This window comes from Aedoeadaptatus coxii (genome assembly GCF_001553115.1).
GTDB lineage: Bacteria > Bacillota > Clostridia > Tissierellales > Peptoniphilaceae > Aedoeadaptatus > Aedoeadaptatus coxii.
Genome location: NZ_KQ960172.1, coordinates 103,997 through 124,550, shown reverse-complemented (window position 1 = coordinate 124,550; position 20,554 = coordinate 103,997). Strand labels below are relative to the sequence as shown.

Here is a 20,554-nt window from a genome sequence, read left to right as displayed (position 1 = left end):
CGCCTCCTTTGATGGTTTAGTTTATTTTATCATATCTGAAGAAATTACGAGAGTAGGTCCCCATGAATCAACTGTGGTTATGTTTAAGTGTCGCGGTGGCGAGCGGCGCATTTTTTGCCGGGCGCATCCCCGTTTTTTACGGGGTGGCTTTTTGTGCGCTTATTTTTCTGCTCGTCCTTTGGAAGGCGGACATTCGCAGAAGCGCCCTCGTCTTATTGGCTCTCGCAAGTTTTTTAACGGGAAGTTTTATGTACGGCGCGAAAGATCACGGCGGAGAATTTCAATCCGTAGGCATCGTAAAGGAATCGAGGGAGAACAGCTACGATCTTTCCATACCTTATTTTAAAACGGTACGCGTCCTTTCGAGAAAAGCGCCGACGGTAGGTTCTCGCGTTCGTTTGAAGGGGAAGATCCTGAAGCCGGAGTTGCCTCAAAATCCCGGCGGTTTTAACGGCGTTCACTACGAACTTTCCCATAGAATAAAACATACTGTGCGGCCCATAAGGGAAGAGGTGGGAGAAAGCCGTTCTCTTTTGAGTAGAAGTTATGGCTTGCGGGAAAGTTTCCAACGCTACGGCAGAAACACCATGAGGTTTTATTTTCCAAAGGGGGAGGCCGATTTATTATCCGCCATGGTCTACGGAACCGATTCCGACTGGGATCAGTTCCAAGATTTAAATACACTGAACCTTATTCACATCCTTTCTATTTCCGGTCTTCACATCGGGCTTATGGTCGTCATGCTGAAAAAATTGTCGAAGCTTTTGACGCTTCCCATCGCTTGGGCAAAGATCGCCATTCACTTTTCCATGCTCGTGTACTTATTTTTAACGGGCTTTCCCGTAGGGGGTATGCGGGTCTATTTTGCGCTCCTCTTTACCGATTGGGGGAAGGCTCTGGGACAGCCTGTGGATCCTACATACGCCTTTTCCTTTAGTGGCCTTCTTTTTCTTCTGGCCAATCCCTTTTATATTTATCACTACGGCTTTTTGTTCAGTTTCCTTTCCGTCTTCGCCATTTTATTCCTCTATCCGAAGGTAAAGTATGTGGCCCGGGGCAAGGGGAAGTGGGCGGAAGGAATGTTGCTGTCGGCGACCATTACCCTGGTCATCGTGCCTCTTTTAAGCAGCCTTTACGGGAAATTTTCCCTTATGAGCATCGTCGCCAATGTATTCGTATTGCCATTGGCCTCTCTGTTACTTTACAGCGCCGTGGCACTGAGCGTGTTTCATCTTGTGTTTCAGCCGCTCGCCGGGATCATTGCTCTTTTCCTTGAAATGGCAATGGCCTTGTTCAACGGGCTCGTCGGTTTCTTCGCCGATTTCAGCGCCGGCGTGCCCTTGCCGAGTTTTACTGTCTACGACGGATTCTTTTACATGGCCGTGGTGCTCATAGGATTTTATTTTCCCTTTAGGTTCTTGACGAAGAAGAGCGGCTATTTTTTAATAGGCTACACTCTTTTAAGTACAGCTGTGTCGCTTTTCTTTTTCAGAGCGCCCGATTATGATCTTCTTATTCATCAATTGTACGTCGGCCAAGGAGATTGCGCCCTCGTGGAATTTCCGGGTTATAAGGCGTTAATCGATACGGGAGGAAGTGGTTTCGGAAAAGATCCTACAGCTTTTTACATTACGCCTTATTTGCGTCGACGGAATATTCGCCATTTAGACGGCGTTTTTCTTTCCCACTACGATATCGACCACGTAGGCGGTATTTTTACCATAGCAAAGGACATGAAAATAAATAGGATCTACGGGCCCGTAGCTACGGGTAAAGAAGATAAAGCTATGGGTAAAAAAATTGAGGAGGAAGTGGGAAAGATTCATTCCATCGAGGGGATATTTCCCATGAAAGGCGGCACGATCAAAGTGTATCCGTCACTGGGGAAAGAGGGCAACAGCCTTTCCATGGTGATGGAACTTTCGTCCAAGGGTGCCCACGCTTTATTTTTAGGGGATCTCCCGGCGGCGGAAGAAAAAATGTTGACGGGATTGGATCCGAAGTCCACGGTTTTAAAATTGGCGCATCACGGTTCGAAAACGTCGAGCTCCGAGGAATTACTGGAGGCTGTCCACCCCAAGCTTGCACTTATTTCCGCCGGCGCGAGAAACAGCTACGGCCACCCGCACAAAGAAGTGTTGGATCGCTTAAAAGAACACCACATTCCCTACTTGCAAACGAAAGACGGCGCCATATCCTTGGCTTTTCGCCGGGGTAAAATACAGGTGTCCGTTTACGACGAGGCGTCGGAAAGTAGCGGCGACGCTATCTTTTTTATTTGGAACGTGATATTCTTAGGTGCGTCAGCGTGGATCATTTCGATTTATTTAAGAGAGAGAAAGACGATATGGAACCAATGGATTTCGGCGGCGCCTATTTACTCCACGGGCCGGAGAAATACGGTATGGAGCAGAAGCGGCGTCAAATAGAACAACAGTATATTGCCCCCGAGATGCGGGCTTTAAATTACGATGTGGCATCGGAGGATGTGGGGGAAATTTTAGCGAAGGCCAACACGCTGCCCTTTATGTCCGAAAAGCGGATGGTGGTCGTAAAAGACGCGGGGCTTTTAAGCGGCGACGAAAAGCTCGACGTTTTTTTGAAAGAGGTCTTTTCTATTCCCGATTCCACGATTCTTCTTTTAATGGAAACGGATACGGCCATTAAGAAGAATCAAAAGCTCTACACGCGCTTTCAAAAAATGGGGCGGGTCATGGAAATGGAACGGTTGTCGGGCAGGGCGTTACGCTCTTATTTGGCGTCGTATTTGGGAAAAATCAACCGCCGCATTAAGCCCGACGTATTGGAGCATTTTATTCGCCTTTCGGGCTACGGTGATCGCCGTTACGAAGGGGATTTGGAATCTCTTTTAACGACGCTAGATCAAATCGCCAGTATTTCAGGTGACGAGGTCACTGTGGAAGCGGTGGATACGTTCCTGGATCCCTTTCAAACGGAAACGATCTTCGATTTACTCGACGCTATTGCGAAGAAGCGGGCGCGGGATGTGATTCGGCTTTTAAAAGAATTCGACGCCAAGGAAGAGCCGGCGCCGAGGATTCTCTATATGATCGGCAGACAGACGCGAAATCTTTTATTTTATAAAACCATGAAAAAGACCCATTCCATGGACGGAGATATTTTTAAATTTATGGGCGTCAAGCCTTATGAGGGCAAAAAAATAGCCGCTCAAAGCGGACTTTATAACGAGAAAACCCTCGAGCATCATTACGAACTGCTTTTAGAAGCGGAGCTTGCCATGAAATCCACAGGGGCGAGCGATAGGGAAGTGCTGGAAACTTTAGTGCTTCAAATGATAGGAGAGCAATAAAAAAACTGAAAACGCAGGTTTTCAGTTTTTTTATTTATTTAACTTTATTGAGTTTCTTGGTTAAACGGCTTAATCGGCGTGAAGCAGCATTTTTGTGAATTACGTTCTTCGACGCAGCATTCTTTAAAGTTTTGTCGACGACTTGGAGAAGTTCTCTCGCTTCATCAAGATTGCCTTTATCGAGCGCGGTTTCGAATTTGCGGATCGTGGTCTTAACATTTGTTTTGACGGATTTGTTGCGCAACGTTTCTTTTTTGGTCGTGCCGATACGTTTAATCGCGGATTTAATATTTGCCATGGTTCACCTCCGATTATGATTTTATCCCTTGGGATACCTTAACTTGTAGAATTCTATCACAGACCTGTAGATTTTGCAAGAATTCTCGAGAGGCGTGTGAGAAACTCCCTTTTGTGGTAAAATGAATTGCTAAGCGAAGAAAGGGGAAAAATTTTGAAATCAAAAGAAAAGTCGCCGAACTTGGCGATTGAAGTTATAAAATTAGTCGTTACCGCCGTGGTACTCGCCGTTTTGATTCGCCACTTTGTCTTTAATACAACGATGGTCATCGGACAAAGTATGGAGCCGACCCTCCATCAAAACGAGCGCATGATTTGTTTGGTCTTTCCTAATTATTTTTCAGATCCCGAACGGGGCGATATTGTCATTATCGATGCGCCGGACGGATCCGGTAAGGAGTATGTGAAGCGCGTCATCGGAACGCCGGGGGATCAGGTAGCCATTCGATCGGGAGAGGTTTACGTCAACGGCGTGCGCATTGAGGAAGATTATATTCATCCCGGCGTCGAAACAGGTACTTATCAAGGCGATGAATGGACCTTAGGGCCCGATGAATTTTTCGTCATGGGAGATAATCGCAACGAGGGCATGTCCATCGACAGTCGCTATTTCGGGCCCGTAGAAAAGAAACATATTCGTTCCCGCGCGGCCCTTCGTTATTATCCTTTCTCGAAATTTACAGTTTTTCACGGACAAAATGATTAAGGAGGAAGAATGAGCAATCGTCAACAGAACATTCGCAATTTCTCAATTATTGCCCATATCGACCACGGAAAAAGTACCCTGGCCGATCGTCTCATCGAAAAGACGGGCATGTTGACGGAACGGGAAATGAATGCGCAAGTTCTCGATTCCATGGCCCTCGAAAAAGAGCGGGGTATTACCATTAAGCTAAAGGCCGTTCGCCTGGTTCACGAGCGAGACGGGGAAGAGTATATTTTAAATCTCATCGACACGCCGGGTCACGTGGACTTTAATTACGAAGTGTCCCGCTCCCTGGCGGCTTGTGAAGGGGCGCTGCTCGTCGTGGATTCAACCCAAGGGGTGGAGGCGCAAACTCTCGCCAATGTGTACTTGGCATTGGATCAGGACTTGGAACTGGTGCCGATCCTCAATAAAATCGATCTTCCCTCCTCCCGCGTCGATGAAGTAAAAAAAGAAATTGAAGACATTATCGGGCTGGATGCGGAAAGCGCACCTTTAATCAGCGCGAAAAACGGCATCGGAATCGACGATGTGTTAGATGCCATTATCGAAGAAGTACCGGCGCCCGACGGCGATGAAAACGGCCCTTTAAAGGCTCTGATCTTCGACTCCATTTACGACAGCTACCGCGGCGTGGTGTGTTACGTGCGCATCGTCGACGGAAAGGTAAAGGCCGGCGACATTATAAAAATGTGGGCGACGGGTAAAGAATTTGAAGTGGTGGAAGTGGGCGTCAACGCCAACGGCTCCATTCCCTTGCCCCAATTGAGCGCCGGAGATGTAGGATATATTACGGCGAGCATTAAAAATGTAAAAGAGGCTCGCGTCGGCGACACCATTTACGATCCCAAAAATCCGCCGGCGGAACCTCTTCCCGGCTATAAAAAAGTGGTGCCCATGGTATACTCCGGCATTTATCCGGCGGAAGGGGAATCCTATACCGACGTTCGCGACGCCCTGGAAAAGCTTCAGGTCAACGACGCGGCCTTGGTTTTCGACGCGGAAACGTCGGTTGCCCTCGGTTTCGGTTTCCGTTGCGGCTTCTTAGGTCTTCTCCACATGGAAATTATTCAGGAGCGTTTGGAACGGGAATTCGATTTGGATATTATTACCACGGCGCCCTCGGTAATTTATCGCGTGCACACGGTAGACGGCGAGATGCTGGAAATCCAAAACCCGACCAATCTCCCCGATCCAACCACCATCGACTACATGGAAGAGCCTTTCGTTAAGGCGGAAATTATGACGCCGACGGATTACGTAGGAACGGTCATGGAGCTTTGCCAGGAACGGAGAGGCCGCTTTATCAATATGGATTATTTGGAAGAAACGCGGGTCAATATCGTCTACGAACTTCCCTTAAACGAAGTTATTTACGATTTCTTCGACGCGTTGAAATCCAAAACCAGGGGATACGCTTCCTACGATTACGAGCTTATCGGTTACGAACAAGGCGATCTCGTGAAAATGGATGTGTTGATTAACGGGGAATTAGTCGACGCTTTCTCCCTTATCGTCCACCGGGAAAAGGCGTACGAGCGGGGCAGAAAGATCTGCGAACGGCTTACCGACGTCATCCCTCGCCACCAATTTGCCGTGCCCATTCAGGCGGCTATCGGCTCGAAGATTATCGCTCGGGAAACGATCCGTGCCCTTCGAAAAGATGTATTGGCGAAATGTTACGGCGGCGATATTTCGAGAAAGCGGAAGCTCCTCGAAAAGCAAAAAGAAGGTAAAAAACGTATGCGCAATATCGGCAGTGTCGAAGTGCCTCAAGAGGCATTCCTCGCCGTGTTGAAATACGACGAAGATTAAGAGAGCGGATCCGAAAGGGTCCGTTTTTTTGGAGGCAAGATGAACCGATCTCTTTCGATTTACATTCACGTGCCCTTTTGCGAGAAAAAATGCGGTTACTGCGATTTCTATTCCTTTCCGCCGAAAAAAGAAAGCACAATGGATGAGTATGTAAAAGCTTTGTTGGAGGAATGGGCGTTTTATAAAAAGGAACTGGGGGAAGGAAAGGCAAGTTCGGTCTTTTTCGGCGGCGGCACCCCTTCCATGCTCGGCACGGAACGATTGCTCGCAATTTTAAACCACATTGCGCCCTATGTGGAAGAAGGGGGCGAGATTACCGTCGAATGTAATCCCGAAAGCGTACCTCGATTGGACATTCCAAAACTTATTGGCGGCGGCGTCAATCGTTTCAGCATGGGCATTCAAAGCGGAAGTGATCGTCTTTTAAATATTATGGGGCGGATTCACAGCGTGGAAGATGGGAGAAAGGCTTTTCGCCATTTGCGAGAAGGGGGCGCGGAAAATATTAATCTGGATTTTATTTCCTCCGTACCCACGGAATCGGAGGAGGATATTGAAAAGAGTATTTCCCTCATCGAGGAATTAAATCCGGAACACGTCAGCGTGTACAGCTTGATTTTGGAAGAGGGCACCCCCTTTTTTAAACGCTACGGCCGCCTGCAGGAAGACGATGGGGAAGATCGCCGCCATGTTCACCGCTACGAGAAGATGCTCGCCGCCATGGGTTACAGACAATACGAAATTTCCAATTTTTCAAAACCGGCCTTTCAATGTCGCCACAATCTCCATTATTGGAAGTTAGGGCACTACATCGGCTTGGGCCCCGGGGCAGGAGGTTATCTTCAAAATACGCGCTACACCAATGTAGCGGACTTCAAGGAATATTCCGCTGCTATAAAACGCGGAGAAAAACCGATCGGTTACTCGGAAGAATTGACATCTCTCGATGGAGACAACGAGTTAATGATGCTCAACATTCGATTAAATGAGGGGATCGATCTCAATAAAAAACTTCCCTCCGGCATGCTCTTCAAGGAACGCTACGGAGATGCCGTTACGCGCAATGTGGAAAAAGGACTTTTAAAAATCTGCGACGACCATATTCTGCTGACGGAAAAGGGAAGGGATCTTTCCAATCAGGTAGAGGTAGATTTTTTCCAATTGAATGAAGAGTAAACGCACAATTTTATAAACGAACTGCTTTTGAAAATCGTCGAATAAAAAATATCGGCGATTTTTTAAATTTTAGCATTCTGGCTTGACAAGTGCTAATACCCCGTGTATACTTAAACCATAAGCAATTGGCACTCGAATAAAATGAGTGCTAAAAAGAGAAGGGAGGCGCGACAAGATGTTGGACAAGAGAAAATTAGATATTCTCAATCGCATCATCGAGTCTTACATCGCATCGCCTGTTCCCATCGGCAGTCGCACACTGTTAAAAGAATCCGGTCTTTCCGTTTCATCGGCGACCATTCGAAACGAAATGAGCGATTTGGAAGCTCTCGGCTTTTTAATGAAGCCGCATACTTCCGCCGGGCGGATTCCTTCGGAAACTGCTTATAGATTTTATGTAGACGAATTAATTCCCGAGATCAACCGTGAAGATTCCCTCGTCGAGCGTTTCATCGACGCCATGCCCGAGCATCTGCTCGGCACCGACGAATTTTATCGTCGCGCCGTGGAGGCGCTGGCCCATGAAACCGACAGTTTGGCGTTGATGATGATGCCCAAAGGCGGCGATCGAAAGATTAAGTATCTCGATTTAATTCCGGTTTCGGATTACTTCGTCATGTTGCTGGTCGTCGGCGACCGTGGTGTCGTGGTCAAACGAATGATTCCCATGGAATTTTCCGTGGATAAAGAAGATTTGGAGTATATTTCCGGCGTGCTTTCAAAAGCATTTGTGGGAACATCCTTCGATAATATCGACGGCGTCAAATTCGTTTTATCCGGCCAATTGGTTCGCTACGAATCTTTTGTGCTCCATATTACAAACTTGCTTTCTCAAATTGCAGGCAATGTGGACGATATGGAAGTGGCGATCAGTAGTGTGGGAAATCTTTTCCGATACGAAGAATTTAACGATGTTTCCAGAGTGCAGTCCCTCTTGCGCTACATCGAGGAGAAGGAAAACCTCCTTCGCCTATTTAATGAACTTTCCACAGGTTCCGATGTAGAGTTTAAAATCGGCAGCGAAAACGACGCCGATGTGATGCAGGGCAACAGCTTACTCGGAAGAGTATATCCTTTAAGCCCTTCAAATGTGGGCAAGGTTGCGTTGATTGCACCGGTACGCATGGATTATAGGAAATCGGCAAATGCGCTGGTGGCGTTTACAGACGCCTTGAGCCGGCGCCTTGGGAAGGAACGTTGAGGTGAGAAGTGGTAGTAGAAAATAATGATCGTGAAACGATCGATGAACAAGAACATACGACAATAGATGAAGAGGCGACCACGGAGGCGACAGCCAATGAAGAAGCGGTCGTAGAAAGCGAAGACGAAAAGAAGTACAAGGAACTGGAAGATCGTTACCTTCGCCTGCAAGCGGATTACAGTAATTTCCGCAGAAGGAGCACGGAGGAAAAAGCGAGAATGCACGCCATGGGCATGGAAAAATTAGCCCTGGATATTCTTCCCGTCCTCGACAATTTCGAACGGGCCCTTATGGTAGACGATGTTCAAGACGAAAAGTTTTACAATGGCATGGAAATGATCGCCGATCAATTCCGCAGTGAACTTGCTAAAAACGACATCGTGGAAATCGACGCTTTAAACCAACCTTTCGATCCCAATTTACACCACGCGGTGGTAATGGAAGAAAAGGAAGGGGTCGACGAGAACACTGTCACCGATGTATTACAAAAAGGCTATCGACTCGGCGATCGCGTGATCCGACCCAGTATGGTCAAAGTCTCAAAGTAATTAATATAGATTAAAGAAAAAATAAAGTTTAAATCAGGAGGATTTATTATGGCTAAAATTATTGGTATTGACTTAGGTACAACAAACTCGGCAGTAGCCGTTATGGAAGGTGGACAATCCACTATTATCCCGAATATTGAAGGTAACCGGACGACACCGTCCATCGTCGCCTTTACTAAAGACGGGGAACGCCTCGTCGGTGAAACGGCAAAACGTCAAGCTATCACCAACCCGGAAAGAACCATCGCATCCATTAAACGTCACATGGGTACCGATTACAAAGTAACTATCGACGGCAAGGATTATTCCCCTCAAGAAATTTCCGCAATGATTCTTCAAAAATTGAAATCCGACGCAGAAAGCTATTTAGGTGAAACCATTACCGAAGCGGTTATTACCGTGCCCGCTTACTTTACCGACGCGCAACGTCAAGCGACAAAAGACGCAGGACGTATTGCCGGTCTAGACGTTAAACGTATCGTCAACGAACCGACGGCAGCAGCCCTCGCATATGGCGAAGATAAGGACAAAGACTCCACCACCGTTATGATTTACGACTTAGGCGGCGGTACTTTCGACGTTTCCATTTTGGAACTGTCCGACGGTGTATTCGAAGTACAAGCTACTCGCGGTAACAATAAATTAGGGGGCGACGACTTCGACGAACGCGTCATCGACTGGATCGCCGAAAACTTTAAGAAGGAAAACGGCGTCGACTTAAAGGCCGACCGTATGAGCTTACAACGTTTAAAAGAAGCTGCAGAAAAGGCGAAGAAAGAACTTTCCTCGACCATGAGCACCAATATCAACCTTCCCTTTATTACGGCCAACGCCAGCGGTCCTTTACACTTAAACATGGATCTTACCCGTGCGAAATTCGACGAATTGACCGGCGACCTCGTTAAGAAGACGGAAGAACCGGTAAGAGAAGCGTTAAAAGACGCCGATCTTTCCGCATCGGACATCGACAAAGTTCTCCTCGTCGGCGGTTCTACCCGTGTACCGGCCGTACAAGAATTGGTTAAATCCATCGTCGGCAAAGATCCCCAAAAAGATATTAACCCGGACGAATGTGTCGCTTTAGGTGCCGCTATTCAAGCAGGGGTTTTAAGCGGCGATGTTAAAGACTTGTTACTCTTAGACGTTACACCCCTTTCCTTGGGTATTGAAACCATGGGCGGTGTCACTACGCGCTTAATTGAACGTAACACCACTATCCCCACGAAGAAGAGCCAAACTTTTACGACGGCAGCCGACAATCAAACCAGCGTCGACATTCACGTCTTACAAGGTGAACGTCAAATGGCAAGCGACAACGTCACCCTGGGTCGTTTCCAATTAGACGGCATTGCACCGGCTCGTCGCGGCGTACCCCAAATCGAAGTAACCTTCGATATCGACGCCAACGGCATCGTCAATGTATCGGCTAAGGATATGGGTACGGGTAAAGAACAACACATTACCATTACCTCTTCTTCCAACTTGACCGAAGATGAAATCGATCAAAAGGTTCGCGAAGCGGAAGCACATGCGGAAGAAGATAAGAAGAAAAAAGAAGCCATCGAAATCAAAAACAACGCAGACTCTGTAATCTACGCTTCTGAAAGTGCGTTAAAAGATGTAGACGGCAAGATTTCCGACGATGACAAGAAAAAAGTTGAAGACGCCATCGAAGATTTGAAGAGCGTAAAAGATACCGACGATCTCGACGCTATTAAATCCAAGACCGAAGCACTTCAAAATGCTTTCCAATCTGTTTCGGAAGAATTATACAAACAAGCACAAGCACAAGCAGGCGGCGCTGAAGCGGGAGCCGCTCAAGATGACGACGTCGTCGATGCCGATTACGAAGTAGTCGATGAAGACGACAAATAAAACCGACAAGCTAATAAGGGGCACGAGAGTGCCCTTTTTTAGTTTATATCTTCCTTAGCGGCCGATTTTAAGGTATGATAACACTATTTGAGCGACTAGAAAGTGATGGTGTTTATGAGAGACTTATACGAGGTTTTGGAGATCGAGCGCACGGCGACATCTTCAGAAATAAAAAAAGCATATCGTAAAAAAGCCAAGCAGTACCACCCGGATCTGCATCCCGGCGACGAAGAGGCGGAAACGAAATTTAAAGAGGTGAACTTCGCCTACGAAGTGCTTTCCGACGAAACAAAAAAAAGAACCTACGATACCTACGGGGAAGATGGGCTTAAAAATGATTTCGGCGCATCCGGCGGTGGCGACTTCGGCGGATTCGGCGATATTTTCGGCGACATCTTCGATATGTTCGGTGGCGGTTTCGGCGCCAACTTTTCCGGCGGCAACACGGCAAAGGCCCCCCGGGACGGCGCCCATATTCGCTACGATTTAAATCTTACGTTTAAAGAAGCGGTTTTCGGCACGGAAAAAGATATTCAAATTCGCCGCACGGAAGAATGTTCCCGTTGCCACGGCAGCGGCGCGGAAGACGAAGAGAGCGTGCATACGTGTAAAACCTGCGGCGGCAGCGGCCAAGTGCGCCAAGCCACATCTTCCGCCTTCGGACGTTTTATGCGCGTCGTGCCGTGTAGCGATTGCGGCGGCACGGGTACTGTTATCGAAAAGCCCTGTAAGCATTGCCACGGCAGCGGACGGGAAACGGTGAATCGTAAACTTCACATTCGTATTCCCGCAGGGGTAGATGGCCGAAGCGTGATCACCATGTCCGGAGAAGGCCATGCCGGAGAAAACGGCGGCCAACCGGGCACGGTCTATATTTATCTTCACATCGAAGAGGACAACGTGTTTAGCCGGGAAGGCAATGATCTTCACGTAGACATTCCTATTCGCTACGAAGATGCCGTTTTAGGCGGCACGATTAAAGTGCCTACTTTGCAGGAAATTATCGACTACGATATTCCCGCCGGCACCCAAAGCGGCGAGACCTTCACTATTAAAGGAGAAGGGGTTCCCTTCCTTAGACGGAAAGGGGCGGGAGATTTACTCTTTACCGTTAAGATTCTCGTACCGACGAAGGTTTCCGACGAAGAGCGGGAACTTTTAGAAGAACTTCGCAATCAAAAGGGCGAAACCAAGACCGAGCAGGAAAAAGGATTTCTACAAAAGCTAAAGGACTTTTTTGACTAATGCAATATAAAATGCTTACGATTAAAGGCGATCACAGTCGCCAAGAAGAAGGGGAACTTTTTCTACAGGAACAGGGCGTCGACAGTTACGAAGTCATTTCGGGAGATGCCATCGACAATTTAAAAGAAGGCGGTTTTATTTGGGATGCCGTCGACGAAGATGTGCTGGAAATTGATGCGGATCGTTTCGAGTTAAAAGCTTATTTCGATGCTTCTCAAGAGGAAGAAAGGCTCGCCGTAAAAAAAGGCGCAATGGAAAAAGGCTTTGAAGTGGAAGAGGGGGATGTGCCCGATCAGGATTGGGCCAATGACTGGAAATCTTACTTCCATCCCATTTCCATTGACGAGGGTCTGACCATCGTGCCTTCCTGGGAAGATTACGATGTAAAAGACGGAGAAGAGATTATTATTTTAGATCCGGGCATGGCTTTTGGGAGCGGCAATCATGCCACAAGCTTCCTCTGTTCTCGTTATTTAAGGGACTACATTCGTCCCGGAGATAGCGTGATCGATATCGGTTGCGGCAGCGGTATTCTCTCCCTCGTCGCCGTCAAAAGCGGCGCAAAGAAGGTTATCGCAGTGGACTTGGATCCTCAGTGTATGATCGCCACGGAGGAAAATGCCGAAAAAAACAAGATGCTCGATCGCATCGATTTGCGTAAAGGGGATCTTTTCAGCGTGGTGACGGAGTCTGCCGATGTGGTAGTAAGCAATATTTTTGCCGAGGTGATTATCGGCATGCTCCACGATGTAAAGGAACACGTAAAGATCGGCGGCATTTACATCGCGTCGGGGATTTTAAAAGAAAAGCTTCAGGATGTCATCGATGCTCTTGAACGAGAAGGCTTTGAACTTCTCGACGATAAAACCGACGGCGATTGGTCGGCGGTGGCAGCGAGGAGATTAGATTGAGACAATTTTTCGTAAAGGACAAACCCGTTATAGGAAATTACGCAAAACTGGATGGAGAGGACAGTTTCCATCTTCTTCGCGTGCTCCGAAAGGAAGAGGGCGCGGACATTCTCCTCGCTTACGAGGGAACGCAGTTTCTCGGAAAACTTCACATCATAGAAGACGAAGCCTTCGTCATGGTGGAGGAGCAACTTCCGGACGAGGGTGAGGGGAGTCGCCTCGTCCTTTGCCAAGGCGTGGGGAAGAGCCAAAAGACCGAGCTCGTATTAAAACACGCAACAGAATGCGGCATCGACGGCTTCATTCCCATTCAAACCGATCGTTCCGTCGCCAATCTTTCGAAGAAATACGACAGCAAGCGCAAGCGGTTTGAAAAAATAGCCGAAGAAGCGGCGAAACAATCCAATCGACGGCTCATTCCCGACGTCGGCGACCTGTGGACGGTAGACGATCTCGTGGACAATCTGAGTGAAGAGGACGTTCTCGTCGTCTGTTACGAAGGGGAAGAAGAACGGGATATTATGGATCTTTCCTTCGAGAAAAAAGGCACGGTCTACGTTTTAATCGGCGCGGAAGGCGGCTTGGCTCCAAGGGAAGTGAAACTGCTCGAGGGGAAGGGAATATTCGTCACATTGGGCGATTCGATTTTACGAACGGAAACGGCGGGCATCGTCGCTTCCTATGTTGTGCGCCGTTTAATGGAAAGGGGAAGAGCTTGAGACGCTTTAAAATTTATACGCTGGGCTGCAAAGTGAATCAATACGAAACCGAAGCCGTGGAGGAAATGCTCGAAGGCGAAGGCTATATCCTCGACACGGAAGAGGATGCGGATGTGGTGCTCATTAACACCTGTACCGTCACCAACGAGAGCGATCGGAAGAGTCGACAAATTATTCGGCGCCACAAACGAAAAAATCCTCATTGCAAAGTGGTGGTTTTCGGCTGTTATGCTCAGGTTTCCCAAGAGGAAGTGGCGAAAATCGAAGGGGTAGATTTGGTCCTCGGCACGAAAAATCGTAGAGAACTTCCCCGCCATTTAGATGAATTATTTAAAGGGTCGGATCAAATCGTAGACGTGGAACAACACGCCCAAGGCGATCCCTTTGAAAGCCTTGCCATTAAAGAAGTGGAAGGGCGCACTCGGGCCTACATGAAAGTGCAGGACGGCTGTAATCAATACTGCTCTTACTGCATTATCCCCTACGCCCGCGGCTTCATTCGTTCAAGAGATATAGAAGACGCCGTAAAAGAGGCGGAGCGCCTCGGGAAAAACGGATTCCGGGAAGTAGTGCTTACGGGGATTCACATCGGAAGTTACGGCAAAGATTTAGAGGGCGATTTATCCCTCGTGGACTTAATCGAAGCAATCGACGGCGTGAAGGGAATCGATCGCATTCGCCTCTCGTCGGTGGAACCTATGACCATTACCGATGAGTTTTTAAAACGAGTGAAAGAATTGAACGGTTTTATGCCTCATTTCCATTTGTCACTTCAAAGCGGCGCCACTCAAACGCTGAAGGCAATGAATCGCAAGTACACGCCCGACGAATACCGTAAAACGGTGAAGCGCATTCGCGAGTATTATCCCGACGCAGGCATTACCACCGACGTTATCGTGGGCTTTCCCGGGGAAACGGACGAGGATTTTAAGGAAAGCTACGATTTTGTAAAAGAGATGGCCTTCAGCGATCTCCACGTCTTCCCTTACAGTCGCAGAAAAAATACACCGGCAGCCAAGCGGAGCGATCAAATTCACGGGGATGTGAAAAAAGAGCGGGCCCGGGAAATGATCGAGCTGGGCAATAAGATGCATCATGCGTTTATTGAAAAACTTGCAGGCAAAACCTATCCCGTGCTCTTTGAAGAAGAAAAAGACGATTTCTATTTCGGTTATACGCCAAATTATTTGCGTATCGCCGTGCGTAGCGATAAAAACCTTCATAATCGTCTGGAATATGTTACAATTGAGGGAGAAGATGAGGGCCAGTTAACGGGCCGCATCGGAAAGGAGAATGAGCATGGATTGTCTGTTTTGTAAAATTATTGCCGGCGACATCCCTTCGGATTGTCTCTACGAAGACGACAAGATTTTCGTCTTTCGCGATATCGATCCTCAAGCGCCCACTCATTTTTTGGTTATTCCCAAAAAACACATCGATTCTCTCGATGCGTTGGAAGATGAGGATGGCGAGTTAGTCGGCTATATCTTCAAGAAAATTCGCGATCTTGCGAAACAGGAAAATCTTTCCGCAGGTTATCGCGTCGTAAACAATATCGGCGAAGACGGCGGTCAGTCGGTAAAACATATGCATTTCCACGTTTTAGGCGGAAGAAGTTTACAATGGCCTCCGGGTTAAATAATTTAAGACGACAGCTTTTGTTGAATTCAACTCCCTAAACGTGTATAATAGTTAAGAATTTAGTCGAAAAGACTAATCACTCTTTTCTAAAGAGGGGAGGGAAAAACATGTCGGAAATCCGCGTTGGAGAAAACGAGTCTTTAGAATCCGCTTTAAAACGATTCAAGAGACAATGTGCTTCCAGTGGTGTTTTAAAGGAAGTTCGCAAGCGTGAACATTATGAAAAACCCAGTGTAAAGCGTAAGAAAAAATCTGAGGAAGCACGCAGAAAAAAACGTAAATACTAATCGTTGAGAAGGTGTTGTTTTGTCTTTAAAAGAAACCTTAATGCAGGATCTTAAAACTGCAATGAAAAATAAGGATAAGAGAACGAAAGATACCATTACCATGGTACGCGCCGCCATTAAACAAAAAGAAGTCGACGAACGTGTCGAACTAGACGACGATGGCGTTATCCAAGTCATAGCGAAAGAAATTAAAGAGCGACGCGGAAGCATCGAAGAATTTCAAAAAGCCGGACGGGATGATCTTGTCGATTCTACAAAGGCGGAAATTGACGTTCTTTTAAACTATATGCCTGAACAATTATCGGAAGAAGAACTCGAAGCGATGATTCGAAAGGTAATGGAAGAAAACAACATTACCGAAAAGAAGCAAATGGGTCTTCTGATGAAAAGTATAATGCCGAAGGTTCAAGGACGCGCCGACGGTAAAGCAGTTAATGCAATTGTAAATCGCATTCTAAAATAAGTTAACCCGGGGATTTGTTCTCCGGGTTACTTTCGATTATAGGGTAAATTGACGGGTATAAATCCATTAGGAGGAATGGACATGAAAGCGCCTTTTAAACTACTGGGTCGTTATTTTTTAACAGCTGTCAATTACAATATTCCGAGTGAAATGCTTACGATCATTCAATTGATACGTTCGGCATTGGTCATTCTCGCCCTGGTCGCCCTCGTCAATGCACTTTTTTCCGGGAGCAGATCCAAGAGCTGGATCTTCGGTTTAGGCGCCATGTTCTTTTATTTTGTTCTCGGCATGGGAACGGGGATGGCGTCGTCTCTTACCTTTTTACTTTTTTTAATTAGCGGCGCCCTCTTTTTCCTCGAGCTGATTCTTCCCGGCTTCGGCGTAGCGGGAATAAGCGGCATTGTTCTATTTCTTTTATCCATCGCCCTTTCCATAGGCGGCGGCATTCAGGCCGCGATTACGTTTCTCGTGGCCGCCGTGATCATCGCCCTTATGGTAAAGAATTTTATTCAGCGCGGCGAGGAGATTACATTACTTAAGCCGTTGATTTCAAAAGAGGTGGCCCATCCTCAAGCAATGCTCGGACACAACCCGGGAGAAACGGGCGTCGCCCTAACGGCACTAAGGCCTACGGGAACCGGCGTGTTCGACGGGGAGAAACTAACGGTGCACTCGGAAGGCTCTTTTATAGAAAAGGGCAGCGACGTGGTCATCGTCGCCGTTCGCGGTAAATCTGTTTATGTTAAGGAGGTTTCCTAAATGACAATCGGTATAATACTGGCGGGATTAATTGGTTTTTTAATCGTCGTCGCTTTGTTTATCATCTTAACGATGGTGCCCGTGGGATTATGGGTTACGGCCTTTTTCTCGGGCGTGAAAGTGCGTTTAAGCGATCTTATCGGCATGCGTCTGCGTCGCGTACGACCTCGCCGCATCGTCAATCCCATGATTAAAGCGACGAAGGCAGGTATGGAATTAAATATCGGCGCTTTGGAAGGCCACTCCCTGGCAGGAGGTAATGTGGACGCCGTTGTGGACGCGTTAATCGCCGCACAACGGGCGGACATCGAACTTAATTTTGAAGAAGCTGCCGCCATCGACTTGGCGGGACGGGATGTTCTCGAAGCAGTACAAGTGAGCGTCAATCCGAAGGTTATTGAAACGCCGAAAATTTCCGCCGTGGCACAAGACGGGATCGAAGTCCTGGTCATAGCGAAGGTTACGGTTCGCGCCAATATCGATCGCTTAGTCGGCGGTGCCGGTGAAGAAACCATTATTGCCAGAGTCGGGGAAGGCATCGTCACTACTGTCGGTTCTTCGAGAACCTATAAAGAGGTTTTGGAAAATCCGGATAATATTTCCAGAGTGGTATTGGAAAAAGGACTGGATTCCGGCACCGCTTACGAAATTCTCTCCATCGACATAGCCGATGTGGATGTGGCCCGCAATATCGGTGCGAGACTTCAAACCGATCAGGCGGAAGCGGACAAGCGTATTGCCGAGGCGAAGGCCAGCGAACGCCGCTCCATGGCCATCGCCAGGGAACAGGAAATGCGCGCGGAAGTGGAAGCTATGCGCGCTCGCGTCGTAGAAGCGCAATCGGAAGTTCCCAAAGCCTTGGCGGAAGCCCTTAAAAACGGCTCCATGAGCGTCAACGATTATTACGAACTTGAAAACATGAAGAGCGATACCTCCATGCGCGAAGCCATTGCCAAAAGTGGAGATAAAATCGTATCCGACGGCGGCGATCGAGCATGAGTTCGCTTCTAGGGCTGCTCATTCTGGGCTGGGCGATTTTTCGAAATGTGAAAAAGCTCGCCGATGAACAGAGTGTCAAGGCGAAGGGAAAGAAGATTCTTAAAAAGGATTTTCAAGGCGTTCCCATTGAAGTGCAAGAGGCCATTGCTCGTGGCAAGACGCCGCCGAAATCGTCTTTAGAATCCACGGCTTTCGGTAAGAAAAAGAAACAATCGAAACCGAAAGTGAAAACGCAAGAGGCGGAAGAGAAAGTCCTCGATTTGGTTCAACATGAGGAATTAAAGAAACCGCCGGTTTTACAAAAAGAAAGCCGGCCTCTGGATTTCGTGGAATCTTACGATCCGGCGGTGCGCCCGATTATTTATCAGGAAATCATAGGTCAACCGAAGTGTAAACGGAAGTAAAGGAGAAGTTCTTGCAAGAGACTTTTGAAATAGGAATTAATGATCCTCGCATGTTAAAAGAGTTGTTCGGCTACTTGGATGAAAACATTAAAATGATCGAAAAGGCCTTTGAGGTTACCATCGTTCAGGATAACGGAGGGCTCAAGGTAAAAGGCGGGGAAGAAGGCTGCCATAAGGCGCAAATTGTGCTCCATAATTTATTGGAAGCCATACAAAGACAAAAAAAGATCGACAAGCGGGATGTGGGCTACAGCATCGATCTCGTAAACGACGGCATCGAAGACAGTATTAATTCCCTTTTAGACGACGTCATCGTCTATACGGAAATGGGACGCCCTCTCCGTCCGAAGACCTTGGGGCAAAAACGCTATCTCGATGCTATTCGCAGCAACGATGTGGTCTTCGGCATCGGGCCGGCAGGTACGGGTAAAACCTATATCGCCATGGCCAATGCGGTAAAGGCCTTTAAAGACAAAGAAGTGAATCGTATTATTCTCACCCGCCCTGCAGTGGAAGCCGGAGAAAACTTAGGTTTTCTACCCGGCGATTTACAAATGAAGGTGGATCCCTATTTACGGCCTTTGTACGACGCCTTATTTGAAATTTTAGGGCAAGACGCCTTCGGAAAATATCTTGAAAAAGGTCTTATCGAAGTGGCGCCCCTCGCTTATATGCGAGGCCGTACGCTGGACAATGCCTACGTTATTTTAGACGAAGCGCAAAATACGACCAACGAGCAGATGAAAATGTTCTTAACGCGCTTAGGTTACGGATCCAAGGCTATTATTACCGGCGACGTCACCCAAATCGACCTTCCTCGAGGAAAGCAATCGGGCTTAAAAACTGTGCTCCGTATTTTAGACGGGGTAAAGGGCGTGGATATTATTCGCCTGGGCCGGACGGACATCGTGCGTCATCCCTTGGTTCAAAGAATCATCGAAGCCTACGAACGACACGACAGAGAGCTTGAAGAAAAAGGGAAAGAGAAGAAGAACGAGGATAAAGGTGAGGACAATGCGTCATCTTGATCTTTTAATCGACGATCGTCAAAAGGCTCTCGCCCTTGCAGAGGAAGATCGGAACCTCATTCAACGTCTGATCGCTTTTGTAGCGGATAAAATTTGCGACGAGGACAAAGTGGAAGTTTCCGTCAGCTTCGTAGACGGCGAGGAAATTCGAGCACTTAATCGCGATTATCGAGGGGTGGATCGGGTCACCGATGTGCTCAGCTTCCCTATGGACATGGCATTTGATGACTATCGCAATCTCGGAGACGTGATCATAAATACTGAAAAGGTGAAGGAGCAGGCGGAGGAATTCGGCCATTCTTACCGTAGGGAGCTTACCTATCTTACGGTACACAGCTTGCTCCACCTCGTAGGCTACGATCACATGGAAGAGGATGAAAAGCGAATCATGCGGGAAAGGGAAGAAGAACTTCTTGCCGCATTTGAAAGGGAAGACTATGAAGCGCGGTAATTTTATAAAATCATTTAACTATGCGGTTCAAGGCATTATCAGTTCCATTCATACGGAACGAAACATGAAGTTTCATTATTTGGCGGCTCTCGGCGTCATTGCCTTCAGTCTGTTTTTCAACTTATCACGCATCGAATTTATATCCTTGATATTTGCCGTCACCTTTGTCATCGTGTCGGAGTTATTTAACACGGCCATCGAGCGAGTGGTGGACATGGTCACTCAGGAATACCATCCCATCGCCAAGCTCGTTAAAGACATTAGCGCCGGCGCCGTGCTTCTTGCGGGGATTAACGCCGCCGTGACGGGCTATCTTTTATTCTTCGATCGCATTATGAGTTTTTCCGATGTGGTTCTCGTAAGAATTAAAAATTCCGGGCCTCACTTAACCTTTGTAGCCATCGTCATCGTGTTGATTTTAACCGTAGGGTTTAAGCTTCTGTATCATCGAAAAAACGGGGGAAGTTACTTTCAGGGCGGCGCCGTCAGCGGCCATTCCGCTTTGGCATTTTGCATTGCGGCTTCCATTGCCTTTATATCCATGAACGGTTTTATCGCCGCGTTGGCGTTCGGCCTTGCCTTTTTAGTGGCGGAAAGCCGCATTGAAGGGGAAATACATAAGCCGATGGAGACGGTAGCGGGAGCCATTTTAGGAATCGCCATCGCCGTCATTATTTTTGTTTGGATGGGTTGAT

The 20,554-nt window shown here is 47.6% G+C and carries 22 protein-coding genes; 21 read left to right on the top strand and 1 reads right to left on the bottom strand.

The annotated features are described in order from the left end of the window. Positions 1–62: 62 nt before the first annotated feature. A complete protein-coding gene (locus HMPREF1863_RS03360; RefSeq protein WP_068367359.1) occupies positions 63–2,429 on the top strand; it encodes a DNA internalization-related competence protein ComEC/Rec2 in 2,367 nt (788 codons plus the stop codon). After that, the gene (holA, locus tag HMPREF1863_RS03355) at positions 2,348–3,331 is read left to right on the top strand and encodes a DNA polymerase III subunit delta (protein WP_083508497.1); all 984 of its coding nucleotides are present in this window, start codon (positions 2,348–2,350) and stop codon (positions 3,329–3,331) included. Before HMPREF1863_RS03360 ends, holA begins: the two co-directional genes overlap by 82 nt. Before the next feature lie 34 nt (positions 3,332–3,365). On the opposite strand, the gene rpsT is transcribed toward holA, so the two are convergent. Further along, positions 3,366–3,629, bottom strand: a complete 264-nt coding sequence (gene rpsT / locus HMPREF1863_RS03350) for a 30S ribosomal protein S20 (RefSeq protein WP_068367355.1) — start codon at positions 3,627–3,629, stop codon at positions 3,366–3,368. A gap of 153 nt (positions 3,630–3,782) precedes the next feature. On the opposite strand from rpsT, the gene lepB reads away from it, so the two are divergent. The 19 genes from lepB (at position 3,783) to HMPREF1863_RS03255 (ending at position 20,553) form a co-directional block, all read left to right on the top strand. Next, entirely contained in the window at positions 3,783–4,334 is a 552-nt protein-coding gene (gene lepB, locus HMPREF1863_RS03345) for a signal peptidase I (RefSeq protein ID WP_232300099.1), read from the top strand. Between the two features lie 9 nt (positions 4,335–4,343). Next, entirely contained in the window at positions 4,344–6,149 is a 1,806-nt protein-coding gene (lepA, locus tag HMPREF1863_RS03340) for a translation elongation factor 4 (RefSeq protein WP_068367353.1), read from the top strand. A gap of 39 nt (positions 6,150–6,188) precedes the next feature. Next, complete coding sequence (hemW, locus tag HMPREF1863_RS03335) at positions 6,189–7,325, top strand: radical SAM family heme chaperone HemW (protein ID WP_068367351.1); 1,137 nt, start codon at positions 6,189–6,191, stop codon at positions 7,323–7,325. A 175-nt stretch (positions 7,326–7,500) separates the two neighbouring features. After that, positions 7,501–8,526, top strand: a complete 1,026-nt coding sequence (gene hrcA, locus HMPREF1863_RS03330; protein WP_068367348.1) for a heat-inducible transcriptional repressor HrcA — start codon at positions 7,501–7,503, stop codon at positions 8,524–8,526. Between the two features lie 8 nt (positions 8,527–8,534). Beyond that, positions 8,535–9,074 (top strand): nucleotide exchange factor GrpE, encoded by a 540-nt coding sequence (grpE, locus tag HMPREF1863_RS03325; protein ID WP_068367346.1) that lies wholly within the window; start codon positions 8,535–8,537, stop codon positions 9,072–9,074. A gap of 48 nt (positions 9,075–9,122) precedes the next feature. Beyond that, on the top strand, positions 9,123–10,949 hold the full coding sequence (gene dnaK, locus HMPREF1863_RS03320; protein ID WP_068367344.1) for a molecular chaperone DnaK: 1,827 nt from the start codon (positions 9,123–9,125) through the stop codon (positions 10,947–10,949). A 114-nt stretch (positions 10,950–11,063) separates the two neighbouring features. Next, positions 11,064–12,194 (top strand): molecular chaperone DnaJ, encoded by a 1,131-nt coding sequence (gene dnaJ / locus HMPREF1863_RS03315; protein WP_068367589.1) that lies wholly within the window; start codon positions 11,064–11,066, stop codon positions 12,192–12,194. Further along, on the top strand, positions 12,194–13,105 hold the full coding sequence (gene prmA / locus HMPREF1863_RS03310; RefSeq protein WP_068367342.1) for a 50S ribosomal protein L11 methyltransferase: 912 nt from the start codon (positions 12,194–12,196) through the stop codon (positions 13,103–13,105). The genes dnaJ and prmA overlap by 1 nt, the downstream gene beginning before the upstream one ends. After that, positions 13,102–13,824: an RsmE family RNA methyltransferase gene (locus tag HMPREF1863_RS03305; RefSeq protein ID WP_068367341.1), complete on the top strand. Its 723-nt coding sequence runs from the start codon at positions 13,102–13,104 to the stop codon at positions 13,822–13,824. The genes prmA and HMPREF1863_RS03305 overlap by 4 nt, the downstream gene beginning before the upstream one ends. Continuing rightward, on the top strand, positions 13,821–15,143 hold the full coding sequence (gene mtaB / locus HMPREF1863_RS03300) for a tRNA (N(6)-L-threonylcarbamoyladenosine(37)-C(2))-methylthiotransferase MtaB (RefSeq protein ID WP_068367339.1): 1,323 nt from the start codon (positions 13,821–13,823) through the stop codon (positions 15,141–15,143). Before HMPREF1863_RS03305 ends, mtaB begins: the two co-directional genes overlap by 4 nt. Next, positions 15,124–15,462, top strand: coding sequence for a histidine triad nucleotide-binding protein (locus HMPREF1863_RS03295; protein WP_068367337.1), 339 nt, complete (start codon positions 15,124–15,126; stop codon positions 15,460–15,462). Before mtaB ends, HMPREF1863_RS03295 begins: the two co-directional genes overlap by 20 nt. Before the next feature lie 110 nt (positions 15,463–15,572). Continuing rightward, positions 15,573–15,752 carry a 30S ribosomal protein S21 gene (rpsU, locus tag HMPREF1863_RS03290; protein ID WP_068367335.1) on the top strand — a complete coding sequence of 60 codons (180 nt, stop codon included), beginning with the start codon at positions 15,573–15,575 and terminating at the stop codon, positions 15,750–15,752. A gap of 19 nt (positions 15,753–15,771) precedes the next feature. Next, positions 15,772–16,215, top strand: coding sequence for a GatB/YqeY domain-containing protein (locus tag HMPREF1863_RS03285; protein ID WP_068367333.1), 444 nt, complete (start codon positions 15,772–15,774; stop codon positions 16,213–16,215). A gap of 81 nt (positions 16,216–16,296) precedes the next feature. Next, positions 16,297–16,977: an NfeD family protein gene (locus tag HMPREF1863_RS09075; RefSeq protein WP_068367331.1), complete on the top strand. Its 681-nt coding sequence runs from the start codon at positions 16,297–16,299 to the stop codon at positions 16,975–16,977. Then, positions 16,978–17,976, top strand: a complete 999-nt coding sequence (gene floA, locus HMPREF1863_RS03275; RefSeq protein ID WP_068367329.1) for a flotillin-like protein FloA — start codon at positions 16,978–16,980, stop codon at positions 17,974–17,976. It abuts the gene before it with no gap. Further along, complete coding sequence (locus HMPREF1863_RS03270) at positions 17,973–18,380, top strand: hypothetical protein (protein ID WP_068367327.1); 408 nt, start codon at positions 17,973–17,975, stop codon at positions 18,378–18,380. The genes floA and HMPREF1863_RS03270 overlap by 4 nt, the downstream gene beginning before the upstream one ends. Positions 18,381–18,430: 50 nt before the next feature. Continuing rightward, complete coding sequence (locus tag HMPREF1863_RS03265) at positions 18,431–19,408, top strand: PhoH family protein (RefSeq protein WP_068367585.1); 978 nt, start codon at positions 18,431–18,433, stop codon at positions 19,406–19,408. Beyond that, positions 19,395–19,859, top strand: a complete 465-nt coding sequence (gene ybeY, locus HMPREF1863_RS03260) for an rRNA maturation RNase YbeY (protein WP_068367325.1) — start codon at positions 19,395–19,397, stop codon at positions 19,857–19,859. Before HMPREF1863_RS03265 ends, ybeY begins: the two co-directional genes overlap by 14 nt. Further along, on the top strand, positions 19,846–20,553 hold the full coding sequence (locus HMPREF1863_RS03255; protein WP_068367323.1) for a diacylglycerol kinase: 708 nt from the start codon (positions 19,846–19,848) through the stop codon (positions 20,551–20,553). Before ybeY ends, HMPREF1863_RS03255 begins: the two co-directional genes overlap by 14 nt. Position 20,554: the final 1 nt, after the last annotated feature.